Below are 15,192 nucleotides of genomic sequence, written 5' to 3'. Positions count from 1 at the left end.
CAGGTCCGCAAAGATGAAAAACAGGTCAGCATCCTGGCACTTTTATAAGCTCTATATTGGTAGCCACCACGATGGAATGGACTTTTTGATTGCTGAGGGGTTGACTCCGGCGCTGGCGCTGGCTCCCGATTCACCCTGGTTCTTTCTGCGTTATATCGATGAAAAAGGCGTGCATCTGCGCGTACGTTTTTTACTGCAGAATGAGGACCAAAGCCGGGAGGCGGCTATTTACGCCACGCTACATGATGCGCTTAACCGGTTGCCGAAGCGCCCGGCCAGCCTGTGGACGCCGCTGGTCAATTTCCGCGATATGCCGACGTTTCCCGAATATCAATTCCCTGTGCATTGTGAACGCGCGGAGTATCAACCGGAAACGGAGGTCTACGGTGGCGAAACGGGCATGGGTATTGCCGAAACTCTGTTTCACCATTCCAGCGACATTGCCCGCGCTATTCTGCAGGATGAATCCGCACATACCGTTTCACGTAAGGATTTCGTCTTGCCACTGATGCTTGCGGCACTGCAACGGTTTGTCCCGCCCAGCAGGCAAATCGCGTTTCTGGACAGCTATGCCACCTTCTGGCTGGCGGGTTCGCCAGATATCGGCATGATGAAAAATACTTTTACCGATCGCGCCTGGGATCTGATTGATGAAAACGTGGCACTGCTGTCGCCGCAGTTGCGTCAGCAGCCGCACTGCGCTGCTTTGCTGACGCGCTGGGAATCAGCGCTGGAGCAAACCCGCCGTAGCTACGAGCGTCATTGCGAACGTTACAACGACGGGCTGGCGGAAAATCTGGCCTTCCAGTTTATGCATTTGATGAACAATCGTCTTGGCCTAAGCACGCTGGACGAGGCGTGGCTGGCAGTCTTGATGAGCAAAAGCCTCGAAGGGGGGGTTATTCATGCATCATCATAATTTTGCCGTTTCCGCCGCGATGCGCCAAAAATATCCGTTTATGTCGCTGGTCTCGCCGCTGGCGGGGGTTGTGGGCAGCGTTTATCCGCTGGAGCCACAGGAGCTTCACGTACCGCGTTTTCCCGCGGTGCTGGCCAGCCTGGGCAATCTGTCGATGCCCTATCCGCATATTATCGACAACCTGGGGAATGACCTGCAAACCATCGCGCTGGCTGGCTGCGGTGCCGATGAACAGGTTGATATGGCGGTGGTTCGCGCCGTTGCCGAGGCGGCAGAGCGCTATGCGACCTGCGTTTATCATCCGGGAGATGTTACCGTCGCCAGCTTTCGCGAACTGGGTGCTGAGGGCGTTGCTGCCAATACGCTTCCTTGCTGCAGCGAGCAGGAGCTGGCGGACCCACTTTGTCCGGTGAAGCCAATAGATGACAGCTTGCCTTTGCGGTGGGTTGAAGGCTACTCGTTAACGGCAGACCGCCCGCGCAAAGTGCCGCTAATCATGTCTCATCTCTACGTCAGGCCCTGGGAAAGCGAACTGTTTTGGTTACCCATTTCCACCGGCGTCGCAGCTCATACCGATCTGACCATGGCGACCGTTACCGCGATCAACGAAATCATTGAGCGCGACGCGATTGCCCTGACCTGGCTGCTGCAAATGCCGCTGCCGCGTATTCGCTTCGATCAGCCCGTCCCGGATCGCCTGGAGGAGAAGTTTACCCGTCTGGCTACCAGCGGACTTGAACAGTACTTTTTCGACGCGACGACCGATGTCGGCGTGCCGACTGTCTATGGGCTACAGCTGCGGCCCGGACACCCGACCTCCGCCCAGTTTGTCAACTGTTCAACCAGTTTCGATCCCTGGGATAGCTGCGGCAAGATGATCCGCGAAAGCGCGATGGGCCGTTCGGTGCTGGAACACGAACTGTCTTTGCCGAAGGATATGCGCGATTTTATCGCGCTGGAACACGGCGCTGTTTTTATGGGGCGTGCGGAACAACGTCCCGCCTTTGATTTCCTGACCAACAGCAGTGGGGAAGTGGCGATTAGCCAGCTTCAGGCGGGCTTACCTCAGCAGCCGGCCGCACAGTTGAAGCAGCTGGTTGCCCGTTTTCGCCAGCTTGGCATGGATGTGGTGATCGTAGATATGACCACGGATGACCTGCGTGAGGCGGGGCTGCATGTCGTGCGTGCGGTAATCCCGGAGTTATTACCAATGACATCAAGCTATCGCGCCCGTTATCTCGGCCATCCTCGTTTGCTGCAACAGCAGCAACGGCTAAGCGAGCAAACAGGCGACAAGGTCACGATCAATCCGTGGCCGCAGCCTTTTGCATGAAGGAGAGTTGCCATGATTATTGTCAGTGAGACGGCGTTTGGTCATGAAGTTGCCGATTATCTGTGCCGGCAGGAAGGCTTTACGTCGCTGACGCTGGCCGCCGCGCTGGATCGTTCCTGGTACAGTAGCGAAACGCCGTTTGTCGGCATTGTGCTTACTGGCGGCGCGCCGGTTAAGCTTGAAGAGCTTACCGCCCGGTTACTGCAGGCGGGGATCCCTCATGCCTGCGTGGTGCTGAGCGATCATCAGTTACGCTGTGGTCCGCTGGTGGTGCCAGGAAAAACAGCCTGCTACGCGTGCACAACGAAGCGTCTTCTTAGCCTGGTGGAAACGCCGCGAACGGCGATGATGGACCTTAATTTACAGCGCTTTCACGAACAACAGCCGCATAACGCGTTACAGGGCTTTACGCCTGCGCTGGTGATGATGGCCAGTTTACGTTTGAAGCAGTATGCCAGCTTGCCGGAAGAGCAGTTTGGCAATCTGACGGCGGTCAGCTTCAGCAGCAACCGTACCGCCAGCAGTCATGTCGTCGCGCTGCACGGCTGCGATTGTCGCGGCAGCCGTCGTGTTTCGCAGGCGCAGGGAACAGCATTGCTGGCCAGCCATCTGAAGGGAGTCTTGCAGTAAATGAAAACCACGCATATGTCCACGCTACTATCAGGTGCGCAATTCAGGCAGCATCGCGATCTCTACGCTTTATTGCCACGGCGGCCAAAGCTGATCCCTGAGCTGATTTTTATCCCGGAAAATGCCACCCGCGTAGCGGTTTATGGCGCGCATCAGTCGCGTATTTTGACTTGCGCGCAGGGCATGAGCGCACTGGCGGCATTCCTTGAGCGCCTAAACGGCGACAACGAACTGGAAAGCGTGCTGGCGGGCGACGCGTTGCTGAGCAGCGATAACGCGCTGGGCATGCTGTCACTGCTGTTTCGCTATGGCTTTCTTGAAGATGGCGAAGGGCTGGATGCTGACGATCAAAGCCCGCTCGCCAGCTACTGTGGGCGCCTGGTCGATAATACTCGCCTGCATGCTAACCGCAGCGCGGCGTTGCGGTCTGCCCGCAGCCGGCGGCTGGCACTGGTTTGCCCGGAAGACGTACAGCCTTTGCTGCGTCAGGCGCTGGGATCCGTTGTCGCCAGTATTGATGTTTTGACTGAGCCACAGCAGCTCGATTCCCACGTCTGGGATGATGCGCTGGTAATTTTTGACGGCAGCGCGGGCGATACGTCGCGCCAGGCGTGTGTAGATGCATTGCATCATGCCGGAGTACGCTATTTCAGCTGTTTCACCGGCGCCGACAGCACGCTGGTCGGCCCGCTAACGTTGCCCGGGATCAGTGCCAGCTATCAGTGCGCCCGTGCGCAGTGCGAGCTGCCGCAGCCTGCCAGCGATCGGCAGGAAGTGGCGTTTCGCGCCGTTTACGCTGCGCATGAGCTGGGACAGCTTCTGCTTGGGCTCTCTGCAGAAAGCTATCTCAATAAGGTTTTTTCCCACAGTCATTTGGGCAAAGGGGAATATACGCTCGCCAGTAAGATTGCCCGGCTACCCGGCACCCCGCTCGGAGGCCTGCCAGGATCGTATTATCTGCCGCCGGAAAGCGCGGAATTTACCGCCTGGCTGCATCATACCGGCACGCGTCTGCCGCCGCGTAACGAGCTACCGCCGCGCAGCCACCAGATGCATTTTACTATTGATAACCTCAAACGCCATGCTTCGCAGCCTGTCAGGCTGCATGGGCAGCAGCATCTGGATCTGCCTGCCGGTGCATTTCCAGAAGCGTCCTGGCTTCAGCAGCCAGCCGCGGTTCAGCCGCTGACGCTGGCCACGCTCGGCTGGCTGCTGCGCCATGCCACGGGCTATCAACAGCTCGACGACGGCACGCTGCGCCGTATCGCCCCAAGCGGCGGGCAACTGACTTCCTGCGACCTGTTTGTGGTGGTCCGCCAGCCGTTGCCCGGTTTACCCTGCGGCATCTGGTTTTACCGGGGAGAAGAGCAGCAGCTGGTAAGCCTTGCTGGCGTTGACCAGCCGCAGATGGAGCGGCTACTGCGCCAGCCGGAAGAGCCGGTATCGCTGATTGTCAGCGCCAATCAGCATCGCGTACGCGGCAAATATAACGATTTCAGCTACAACATTATCAATCTTGATGCTGGAGTGGTGAATCAATATTGCGCGCTTTCCGCCCGTGCGGCGGGATGGACGCTGCGGGAAGACCACCACATCGATCTGCAGTGGCTGGCGACCCTGCTGTTCTTTAACGAGCAGGAAAATCCCCATATTATTTGCCAGGTTATGCATCTGCAGGGCTTGCCGGAGCCGATGACAGCCTTGCCGTTTCCGCGCTTTGAGACGGCCACCAGCATAGCGGCAGTAAGCTATCGCCCGCATGGTGGGGCTTTGCAGGCGCATCCGCCGTTTTCTTACGCATCCTTGATGCCGTTCAGCAGTGACGAAAAGCTCTCTTCGTTGCTGCTGCGCCGCCGCGCGGAATACGAATATGCCGATCTGCCAGTGCAGGAGAAGTTGCTTGAAGCCTTGGTCGGCGTTTGCCATACCGGGCTGGCGCAGAGCCGATCGCGCGGCATGCCTGCTTTATCTATGGAGCCATGGCTATTGCTGCCCGAAGCCAGCGGCGAGCTTGCCGCTGGAATCTATCAGTGTAGCGGTGCCGGGCGTCAGCAATGGCACCGGCGGGACCGGGATTTTAGCCGCAAACAGCTGAGTGACTGTGTCAATCAGCTCGCCTTTCATAAAGCTGGCGCTGTACTGGTATGGGTCGCCAATCTCGAGAATACGCTGCAGGAGTATGGCGCAGCAGGCTACCGCATGCAGCTACAAAATGCGGCGGCAAGCGCGGTACAGTGCTGGCTGGCGGCGGTGAATTGCGGCCTGGTTGGCACGCTGGCGGGGGGCGTCATCGAGGAAGGACTTATGCGTCATGCCGGGGCCGATGGTTATGGTGAAGCGCCACTCTTTTGTCTGGTGCTGGCAAATCCATTGCCGATGGAAGCTGACTAGGATGCTGCCCGTCTCCACGCCGTTGCGCTTATATGCTGATGTAAAACTGGCTTCCCCACAGGGCGATGTAGCGCTGCTGCTGCGGGAGAACAGCAATGCGCCGCTAAAGCTGAGCGGCGTCTCTGCGCGGTTGGCACAGCTGTTGCTGGCGGGCACCTCTTTAGCCGCCCTGCAGGACGAACTGGCGAAACACCACCCGCAGGCCACCGCTGAACAGTGCCAGCAGGCGCTGCGCACTTTTTTGCAACGCCTGCGGCAGGCCAATATGATCGACGAGGGTACAGAACGGCCTGCTGTAGCGAAAGTGGCCGGGCGTATTCCTTTGCCCAATCCGGATGCGGCCGCGCGCCGGATTGCCAGCCTGCTGCAGCCGGTTCCGCGCTGGCTGGGATGCAGCTTGCTGTTGGCGGCGGCGGCGCTGGCTTTATGGCAGGCAGTGGCCAGCCTGCCGACGCTAAACCTTTGGCTAATGCAGGGAGAATGGCTTGGCAGCCAGCTGTTTGTCATGGTTGTTGGCATACCGCTGTGGTTATTGCTGCATGAGATGGGGCATGCCGTGGCCTGCCGCCTTTACGGCTGTCCGGTTCTTGGGGCCGGATTGCAGTTTCGCGGCTGGTGGCTGCCTTCCGCTTTTGTTAACACCAGCGCGATTGCACTGTATCCGCAGCGCGGAATACAGGTTGCGGTGGCACTGGCCGGGCCGTTAGTGGATCTTTTATGCCTGGGCACATTGGCTGCCTTGAGCGAAACCGCCGTGGCCGCCACGGTACACCCTTTGCAGCTGCTGGTGCTTATCGGGTTATTGTTCAACCTTACGCCTTTCCGGCTTTCCGATATGAACCGGGCGTTTCAGGCGTTCGCACAGCGAGACGCGAGTGGAAAAAACCTCAGCTGGTCTGCCGCCGGAAGGCACTTATTTCTCAGCTACTGTCTGCTTTACGGCATGGTAATGGCCGGGCTGATGGCCTGGATTTGCATGGTTGTCTGGCAGCGCATAGCTAACTGGCTGACCGCAGGAGCAGGGTTATGATGCTTTTATCTCAGCCAGGTCTGCGGGTCGCGCCGTTTATTTTGCTGCGTATCGCGGGCTTGCCGACACACTATGTCAGCAAATTACCTGATGGCCTGCTGGCCGTTATTCGTCAACAGCAGCAACTGGAGTCGGGCTGGCACCAACTCAGGCAAACCCTGATCGAGAGCCTGCATGCGCATGTCGCACAGCCTGCTGCAGACAGTGTTCGTAACGAACTTATTCGCTATCGTCGTCATCTCTATAACGGCCGCCCTTTTCTGCTTTCTGAGGAAGTGAGCGCCTGGCTGGCGCATTACGATGACTCTACGCTGGCGCAACTTGCCGAATGGCAGAGGCTGAGCGAAGAGCGACGGCAGCTGAAGGCGACCTTCAGCCAATGCTGGCAGCAGGTCAGCGACCGTACCCGCGAAGTATTATCCAGGGCAGCCGACGAACCGGTGATGCGCCGTGCACTCAGTCTCGCTTCACCCCGTCTGCTGACCGATCTGGCGCAAAACTGGCAGGCGTGGCCTGCTAAAAGGCGGCGGCGGGTAGAGCGCACGCTATTTGCTTATATGACCCGCGCTGCGGGTAAAGTCAGCCCTTTCAGCACATTTGCTTCTTTTATCCTGCTTCCACTTGCTAATGGCGCCGCCAGTGCCAGCCTGCAGACTGCGAACTGGCAGGTTACAACGACTACCCATCTGAATCGGTCGATCGCGCTGGCGCTGCGCGAAGCTTTGTATGCCCAACACCTGCTGGCAGAGCGTGACCTGCCGCTGAGCCTTAATCCGTCGCTACAGCGGATTTCTGCCAGCCAGTTGCGCGGGGATTTTTATCGCTACGAAAAACGGCGCGGTCTGTTATGGAACGAAGAGCAGCAGTTTGCGCTGAGCCTGGATCCGCAGGAAGTGGATGCCATCCTGACGGCCCGGAGCGCACAGCGCTGGAGTGAATGGTGGCAGCATTTTGTCGCAGCAGGCATTGCGCCACAGTCGGCGGAACGGCTGTTGCGAAAGCTGGTGCGTAAAGACGTATTGCGCCCGCAACTACAATGGAGCGCGCATCATCCTGCGCCAATAGCCGCTGTGCTTGCGTCGCTACCGGCAGAACTGACCAGCGAGTCGTTACGTCGCCTGGGCGAGCTACCGCTCCAACTGCGTGAGGCGAAAAATCCGGAGCGCGTCGCGCTTTTGGCGCAGGCGCAGCAGACGCTGAGCGAGAGCTGGCAGAGGCTTACCAGCCATCAGATGCCGGAAATTCGTAACCTTGTGTATGAAGATGCCTGGAGCGAGGGAATCGACATGACGCTGCCGGATACCTTCGTGTCTGACGTGCTGGCCCGGGTAGCCAGAGTGGTGGCGAAGCGCGCCAGCCTGTCGCTGGAATATCTCTGGTTACGGCAGGCTTTTCTGCAACGCTATGGTGAGGGCGGCGTATGCGAAGATATTGGCTTGTTTTTGCAGGAGATCTGGCAGGGCTTTATTCTGTTCAGCCAGCAGCTACTTGCGCAGCCCGCCGCCGCTGTTGCCCGTCTGGATTACCGGGGCATCGATCCAGCGGCCTTGCGCTTGCCGGTGACGCTGTTTCTGCAGATGGAGGCCAGCGAGGTCGGGCAGTTGCACCAGCGCCACGGCAAGGTAGTGATTAATAATGCTTATTCCCGTATCGGCTGGCAGCTGGCGCGCACCACGCTAACCGACGATGGCGGCGCCGATGCACGATGCAGACAGCTGAAGCTGTGGCTGCAGCAGTTCGCCGCGCCAGCTTTGCCGTTAACGTTCAGTATCAGCGGCGAATCCAGTAATTTGCAGGCTCAGGCGCGGCTGGCGCACCATCACCTGTGTCTGGACGAGCCGCAGCAGGTGGCAGGCGATCTTGTTCTTGCTCAGCTCCGTTTGTGCCACGACGCCGCAAGCGGGTTATTGCATTTTATGGACAGACAAGGGCAGGCGTTGCAACCCTGCTATCTGGGAGCCGCCACGCCGATGATTGCCTGGGGCACAAAATACCTGCTTACCGTGCTGGCTGAACCCGTGCAGATAGGTCGTCCTGCCTACAGCCAGATGATGGCGGACGAGCACGATGACGATTTTCGCCATGCGCCGAGACTGGAGGAAGATAACTGCGTACTGATACGCGAAACCTGGTGGCTGCGCACCTCTCGAATTTTCCAGGAATTCACCGGACAGCCCGTCGCCGATCAACCGGCACGTCTGCTGGAACTGCTGCTAAAGCAGGGCATTCCGCCAGACAGTTATGTAAACGGCCAGTACAACGACAGCCTCAGCTGGCAGGCGTTCAACAATGAAAAAATTCGCAAACCAATGTGGTGCCGGCTCGGCAATCCACATTGTATTGACCAGCTGCTTCTGCTGGCGCGAAAGGTCGACTGGCTGGTTTTCCGCGAAGCGCTACCCTCGCCGGAGAACAGCTGGATGCAGACGCAGGAAAATAATTACGTCACTGAAATTCATACCGAAATGGTGATTTCCGGCGACAATTTCAATCTATCCCTGATGTTCCCTGAACAGGAGAAGCACAATGCATAAAGTCTCGAATCTACTGGTTTTCATCGGCCTTGTCAGCCTGGCGATAGTGATAGCCCTGAACCTCTACAGCAGCTATGCCACCAGTCAGATCAATAGCGCGCCGCTGTTTTCTACTAACTGGTGGGCGCGCTGGTTCCCGGTTTACGCCTCGGGCATTGCGCTGATTTTTATTGGTCTGGTGCTGCGTCTGACCGGTGGAGCGCGTTAAGCAATAATGAGCTCATCATCGCCGGATGTTTCGCGGGATGCCGCCCGCCAGCAGGCTTTGCATCTGCTGAATACGCCGCCCATGCCGCCTTCACCGCCGCGTCGGCGATGGCGAAAAATGGTGATGCTGGGGCTGTGCATGCTGATGCTGTTGCTGGTGGGTATCCTGACCCGCGAGTTTTTAAGCCGTTCGGTTACGCCAGCTCCCGTAGCGCCGGTTGCCGCCAGCGCGCCCGTTGCCGCCAGCTCTACAGCAGTCACTGCCGCAGGGTTTATTAAAGCTGACCGCATATCCACGGTATCTGCGGAGATCACCGGCACTGTAGAAGAGATTTATGTGCAGCGGGGCGATGCGGTAAAAAAAGGCGATCGGCTGGCTTCTCTGGATGGGCGTTCACTCAGAGCGCAGATCGCCGCACTGAACGCCAACCAGCAAATGGTGGCGGCTAAACTCGCTCAGGTCATGTCGCGCCTGCCGCGAGCGCGTAATCAGCTGCAACGATTGAGTAGATTGTTGCCGCAGGGCTATGTCAGCCAGGACGATGTCGATAGCGCTAAAGCAGAGCTGGACGCGCTCGACGCGCAGCGTAGCCAGTATCGGGCGGAGCTGCAGCAGGCAGGCTGGCAGCTGAAAGCCAGTGAGATCGAGTTGTCACGAACCGTTATCCGCGCACCGTTCGACGGCAGAGTCGTCTCGCTGGACGCTTCTCCTGGCGAGACAGTTTCGCCGGTTTCCGCGGGCGGTGGATTTACCCGTACCGGCATCGCCACTATTGTCGGACTGGATAACTTCAATGCGGAAGTCTGGCTGCCGGAAAACCAGCTGGGCAAAGTGCAACTACAGCAGGGCGTGACGCTAAAACCGGACGGCCTGCCCGATCATAGCGTTCAGGGAACGGTAAGCCTTATCTCTTCGGTGGTGGATGAGCAGCGTGCGGCGGTGTTGGTGGTAGTGAAGCTTACGCAACAGCAGCCCTGGCTGAAACACAATATGTCAATTCAGGTAGATTTTGATGAATGAAACAAGCGGCCATGTGGTTCAGCTGCGCCAGGTCAGTAAGGATTATCGCAAAGGGCGCGAGCGCATTGCAGTATTAAACGAGGTAGATTTCACGCTTAGTCCTGGCGAAATGGTCAGCATTATGGGGCCTTCCGGATCGGGTAAATCGACGCTGCTAAATGTGATTTCGGGCGTGAATACCTGCGATCGGGGAGAGGTATTTTTGCAGGGGCATCCTCTGCATGAAAGGCATGTGAGCGAGCGTACCCGGCTTCGTGCGCGTCATATTGGCTTTGTTTTCCAGTTTTATAATCTGCTGCCGGTCCTCAACGCTGAAGAGAATGTCGCGCTGCCGCTACATCTTTGGCGTATCGATGCGCGGCAGCGCCAGCAGCGGGTTAACGCCGCGCTCGACCTGGTTAATATGGCACATCGTCGCCAGCACCGGCCTGATGAGCTTTCTGGCGGCGAGCGTCAGCGTGTGGCGATCGCACGGGCGATTGTCACCAATCCGGATCTGCTGCTGTGTGATGAGCCTACCGGGGATATCAGCCGGGAGGCAGGCGAAGAAATCATGGAGATCATGCAGTTGCTGAGCCGGGAGCAGGGCAAAGCCATTGTCATCGTGACGCATGACGTGCAGATTGCTGCACGCGCTCAGCGTCAGCTTCAGCTCAGGGACGGGCAGCTCGTTCTGCGGGACGTTCGATGAGATCAGCATTTTACCTCTGGCTGTGGCGCTCCGCCACCCAGCAGCTACGCCGGTTTATCATGCTGCTGCTGTTTGTTGCCAGCGGCGTAGCGTTATTACAGCTTACGCTCACCCTCGATCGCGCTTTCAGCCTGCAGGCAAGCGATAGCCAGTCTGGCGATAATCGATTGCTGGTACTGAATGCGCTAAGTTCACAGATGCCGTTGCCGCAGTTTTACCAGCAGAAAATTGCCGCGTTGCCGGATGTCGGCCAGGTAAGCTGGGGTGTCTGGGTTGGCGCTTATTACCGCCATCCCGGCTGGTTTGTTCCTGCCGTCGCCATCGAAGATCGGCATTATTTTTCAATGCTGTCGTCGCTGAAAATAGCGCCAGCGGTGCTGGAACGTTGGCAGCACGACCGTCAGGGCGTGCTGGTGGATAGCCGCTTTGCCGCCCAGTACCATCTGAAAGCGGGCGATCGTTTGCCTCTTTCTTCTTCTATCTGGCAGCTGGCACCGAATCCCATCCTCGATCTTTATATCACCGGTATTGTTGAAGAAACGCAAACCGACAACCCGCCCGCGGTTTGGATGCATTATGACTATCTGGAAAACGCCAGGCAAAATGGCAAAGGACTGGTGAGCTTTTTTATGGTGATGCCGAATCCGGGCGTTTCCGCTGAAAATGCGGCGCGGGAAATCGATCGCCAGTTCAGTGCAGAGCGCATGCGTGGAATGACGCAAACCGCGCCCGTACGTATGCAGATGAAATTGTTTATGAGCAAATTGTTCAATTTCAACCGGGTGATCTTTTGGGTCAATCTCTCGCTTTGCCTGCTGCTGGCGCTGCTGCTCAGCACTAATTTTTACGTGATGACCCAAAAAGCGCAAGACGACTATCGTACGCTCAGCTATTTGGGATTTGGTAAGGCGCGCCTGATTAAAGCCGTAGCGTTGCAGCTTGCCGCCATCACACTGATTGGCGCGGCGGTAGGCGTTCTGCTGTCGCTGTTTATCCTGTTTTTGCTGCCGGTATTTCTCCCTTCCGTGTTAAGCGGGGTTACGCCTTACTGGCAGGATTATCTTGCCAGTATCCTGCTGATTTTGGCGCTCTCCCTTTGCTGCGGCCTGCCGTCGCTGCTCCAGATTGCCCGTCTGCGCGAGGAGGGACAATGAACCTGCAACCTTCAAACCAGGGACACCAGCTGGGCATTCTGCTGAGGATTGGTCTGCGTGACCTGTGGCGGCGACCGCTTTATCTTGCTGCCATCCTGACCAGCTTTATTTTTCTTTCGATGATCGTCACGTCGCTGTTTTCCCTTCGCGAGGGGTTAATTAGCGCCCTGGAATCCAGTGCCGAACCGGGACTCTATTTTGCCCAGAGCAAAGATTCCTCTGCTGAACTCTCCAGCACCATAACGCGCACTCAGGCTGCGCAGCTTTCGCGTCTGCCTGGCATGGTCGCACTGTCGCCTGAGTGGGTGGTACTGGCGCGCCTGACCCCTGAAAAGACAGGAAAAGAATATCTGGTGCGCGGCGTTACGCCTGCTGCCTTTACGCTGCTCAATGCTAAAAGCGGAGAGCCGCTGGTCAAACTTACCACTGGCAGGCTGTTTCAGCCGGGGCAGAATGAGCTATTGGTCGGGACGTCGCTGGCCCGGCACTATCCGGCTTTTCGTCCTGGCGAGACGATTCGCCTGCATGAGCATGACTGGAAAATCGTTGGCGAGTTTTCGACCGGAGGGTCGCCTCGCCAGTCTGAGTTCCTTGCCGACCTGGAACACATCCGCACCAGCTGGGGGGCCGGGCTTGATTACAACCTGGTCGCTTTTACCGGCAGCGCCAGCCATGCCGGGCATTATCAGCAGGCGATGGCCGGTTCGCTAAGCGACAGGGTAACTATCAGCGACAGCCGGACGCACTACGCGGGCGGCAGCGAAGGGCTGAGCCAGATGCTGTTGGGGTTTGGACTGCTCTTTTCACTGCTGGCGGCGGTTTCGGTGACGGTCGGCATTATCGCACTCTGCGAATCGCTAATCGTTAATCAGCAAGATCAGCTGGCGATGCTGCTACTGCTGGGGTTCGGCCGGGTTATCGGCGCATCCTACCTCTGTCAGATAGTCCTGCTTGGTCTGACGGGCTCACTGGCTGGTTCGCTACTGAGTATGCTGTTGTTCAACGGCATCACCTTTACGACTTTCGACCACGCGCGCGAACTGGTGTTTCCACTGGTGGTGAGCGGCAGGATACAGATAATCAGTGTCGCTTATGGTGTACTCGTCAGCTTTATCGCTTCGCTGTTTGTGTTACGCGCTATTGGCGCCGCGACAAAGGGAAAATAATGGAAAAAACTGAAGAGCGTTACGCCGCGCTGGGCAAAATCTATACGTTACGTACCTCTGTACAGCTTGCGACCAGCGCCGAGCAGAGCCGAAACCTGCTGTATGCCGTGCGCGCCGGCAACTATCATTTGCTGCATGACGACCAGCAGAGCCTGATTGGCTATGTCACGTGGGCGGCTATCAATCGCGACGGCTGGCGTATGCTGCAATGCCAGCAGCCGCCGCGCTATCTTAGCGAATGGAGTGAAGGACGGGTTATGCTGCCGATGGATGTGGTGGTGCTACCCGAATGGCGCACCGCGCTGCAAAGGTTATTGCGCCCTGTTTGCCGTCGCATGCCGCAGCTCGCTGCTTGGCGTGCCGGGCAGCCGCCGCGTCTTTATCGCGTTTTGCGCCGGGGGAACCATGACTGATTTCACTGCGGCATGGTCAGCGGCCATCGTCACGGAACCGTTTGCCAGCTGGCGTATTACGACAGCGCGTACACTATGGCATAACCCTGCTAAGATCCCGGGATATATGGTCAGTCAGCAGCTGCCGTGGAATGCGGAAAATATGGCCCGTCTGTGGGGCTATGCGATACCGGGCGGCGACTCTTTTCCGGCGGAACAGTTTGATTTGCATAGCCCGGCTACGATGTATGCCGAAGCTTATGGCGGCGAAGGCGGGGCGGCGAACGGCGGTGGCGCCAGAGCGGGCAATCTGCGTGGTTTGCAGCTAAAAGGCATCGGCCCCAATATGTTTGTCGGCGCCGGTACCGACAAAAGGCATGGTTACGGCGCATTCTACCTGGAACACGCTATTGTGGACGCCATCTATTCGCAGCTAGTTGACCGGCTGTTACCGTCAGGTAGCGTGAGGGTATACGGGGTTATGGACAGCGGCCTGACGATTCATTACAGCGATCCGAAGAAGAACTATTACCATAGCGGTGCTGGCGGTATTCTGCTGCGTGAAGAGTGTTTGCGGCTTGGGCATTTCCTGCCCGCGCAGGAGTTTTTGCCACGGCCTCATCAGCGACGTGTGATGGCGGATCCGCAACGGATGCGTCGGGTGATGCGCCAGCTGATGGCCAGCGGGCGAGGCGACAGCGCTATTGAAAATTTATTGCTGAGCTATTTGGGAAACAGTGCAAAACAGCTGGCATGGGCCAGAGCCAGCAGGCTGACGCATGGCGCGCTGACGCCTTCGAATACCAGTGTTGACGGGCGCTGGCTGGACCTTTCGCAGACTTCGACGTTGCCGCTTGGCGTCAACCAGCGCATTACTCCCCAGCGGCTTACTTTTTTACAGGAGAGCTTCGCGCCGCCGGATTTTGTCTGGGAAGTACTGCATTTTTACAATAAATATAATCTACGTCGCGTTACCCTGGGCGGCGCGATGCGCCATTATGATTTAAGCTGGCAGCAGGCTTATAAGGAGGCGTTGCTGACGCAAAGTGGATTGCAGTATAGCCGTACTGCATCCGCTGCTGCAGCAATGACCTGGTGTACGGCGCTCAGCAAACGGATTAACAGCAATCCTCTGCCGTTTACCGATGCCGTGGATGAGCAACAGCAGGATGATGGGTTTACTGAACTTATGCTGGATGCTTATGCCGGACTCGCTAAGGCGCAACCGGACCCACAGCAGCAGGCGCTTGGCATATTGATCGAAGCGGACTGGCGTCAGGCGCAGGCGAGAGGAAGCCAGCTCACGTTGATGCAATACCAGCGCTGCTGCCTGTTGCGCGCATGGCGACGAAGCGCATTTAGCCCGCTGTTCTGGCGCAGCCGTGTCTACCTTGCGGTTAACGATATCTGCCAACCAGCAATGGGCGATGTGGCCGGGATGATGAATGCGTTAACGGCCTTTATGGATTTCGCTTTTACTCAGGATCCGGCAGAAAATAAGGTGGCTCTGCTCAAATTGAATGATATAGAGATTAGCTGGCTAACCGACAGCGATAGCTATCAATTGCTGTATCAGCAGCGCGTTACTGAGTTCGCACATGCCAACCAGCTCGCTCAGGCGCTCGCAGAGTTGCCGTTCAACTGGATGCGCTGGCGGTTTGATTTCCGGCGCCCAGTGTTGGCGTTGTTAAAGGCGCTGTCAGTGTGATATTTGAATTTGGTGC

Annotated in this window: 13 protein-coding genes; all 13 read left to right on the top strand. The window is 57.6% G+C overall.

From position 1 onward, the window contains the following. The first annotated feature begins 13 nt into the window (after positions 1-13). The 13 genes from WH279_RS21250 to WH279_RS21190 are packed head-to-tail and all read left to right on the top strand — an operon-like array spanning position 14 to position 15,176. On the top strand, positions 14-919 hold the full coding sequence (locus WH279_RS21250) for a thiopeptide-type bacteriocin biosynthesis protein (RefSeq protein WP_339458496.1): 906 nt from the start codon (positions 14-16) through the stop codon (positions 917-919). Then, complete coding sequence (locus WH279_RS21245; protein WP_339458493.1) at positions 906-2,252, top strand: YcaO-like family protein; 1,347 nt, start codon at positions 906-908, stop codon at positions 2,250-2,252. Before WH279_RS21250 ends, WH279_RS21245 begins: the two co-directional genes overlap by 14 nt. 12 nt (positions 2,253-2,264) lie before the next feature. Continuing rightward, positions 2,265-2,882 carry a hypothetical protein gene (locus WH279_RS21240; protein ID WP_339458490.1) on the top strand — a complete coding sequence of 206 codons (618 nt, stop codon included), beginning with the start codon at positions 2,265-2,267 and terminating at the stop codon, positions 2,880-2,882. Beyond that, a complete protein-coding gene (locus tag WH279_RS21235) occupies positions 2,883-5,273 on the top strand; it encodes a nitroreductase family protein (RefSeq protein ID WP_339458487.1) in 2,391 nt (796 codons plus the stop codon). 1 nt (position 5,274) lies between these two features. Beyond that, on the top strand, positions 5,275-6,303 hold the full coding sequence (locus WH279_RS21230; protein WP_339458485.1) for a PqqD family peptide modification chaperone: 1,029 nt from the start codon (positions 5,275-5,277) through the stop codon (positions 6,301-6,303). Beyond that, positions 6,300-8,837, top strand: a complete 2,538-nt coding sequence (locus WH279_RS21225; RefSeq protein ID WP_339458483.1) for a lantibiotic dehydratase — start codon at positions 6,300-6,302, stop codon at positions 8,835-8,837. The genes WH279_RS21230 and WH279_RS21225 overlap by 4 nt, the downstream gene beginning before the upstream one ends. After that, positions 8,830-9,045: a hypothetical protein gene (locus WH279_RS21220; RefSeq protein ID WP_339458480.1), complete on the top strand. Its 216-nt coding sequence runs from the start codon at positions 8,830-8,832 to the stop codon at positions 9,043-9,045. The genes WH279_RS21225 and WH279_RS21220 overlap by 8 nt, the downstream gene beginning before the upstream one ends. 6 nt (positions 9,046-9,051) lie before the next feature. After that, positions 9,052-10,065: an efflux RND transporter periplasmic adaptor subunit gene (locus tag WH279_RS21215; RefSeq protein WP_339458478.1), complete on the top strand. Its 1,014-nt coding sequence runs from the start codon at positions 9,052-9,054 to the stop codon at positions 10,063-10,065. Further along, complete coding sequence (locus WH279_RS21210; RefSeq protein WP_339458476.1) at positions 10,058-10,756, top strand: ABC transporter ATP-binding protein; 699 nt, start codon at positions 10,058-10,060, stop codon at positions 10,754-10,756. Before WH279_RS21215 ends, WH279_RS21210 begins: the two co-directional genes overlap by 8 nt. Further along, entirely contained in the window at positions 10,753-11,910 is a 1,158-nt protein-coding gene (locus WH279_RS21205; protein ID WP_339458473.1) for an ABC transporter permease, read from the top strand. Before WH279_RS21210 ends, WH279_RS21205 begins: the two co-directional genes overlap by 4 nt. Next, entirely contained in the window at positions 11,907-13,076 is a 1,170-nt protein-coding gene (locus WH279_RS21200; protein WP_339458471.1) for an ABC transporter permease, read from the top strand. Before WH279_RS21205 ends, WH279_RS21200 begins: the two co-directional genes overlap by 4 nt. Continuing rightward, complete coding sequence (locus WH279_RS21195; RefSeq protein ID WP_339458468.1) at positions 13,076-13,489, top strand: hypothetical protein; 414 nt, start codon at positions 13,076-13,078, stop codon at positions 13,487-13,489. Before WH279_RS21200 ends, WH279_RS21195 begins: the two co-directional genes overlap by 1 nt. Next, positions 13,482-15,176, top strand: a complete 1,695-nt coding sequence (locus WH279_RS21190) for a hypothetical protein (RefSeq protein WP_339458466.1) — start codon at positions 13,482-13,484, stop codon at positions 15,174-15,176. The genes WH279_RS21195 and WH279_RS21190 overlap by 8 nt, the downstream gene beginning before the upstream one ends. Positions 15,177-15,192: the final 16 nt, after the last annotated feature.

It is taken from the genome of Erwinia sp. MYb375 (assembly GCF_037479175.1).
Classification (GTDB): Bacteria; Pseudomonadota; Gammaproteobacteria; order Enterobacterales; family Enterobacteriaceae; genus Erwinia; species Erwinia rhapontici.
Note: the sequence above shows the minus strand (reverse complement) of the source record. Positions and strands in the feature narration are given on the sequence as shown.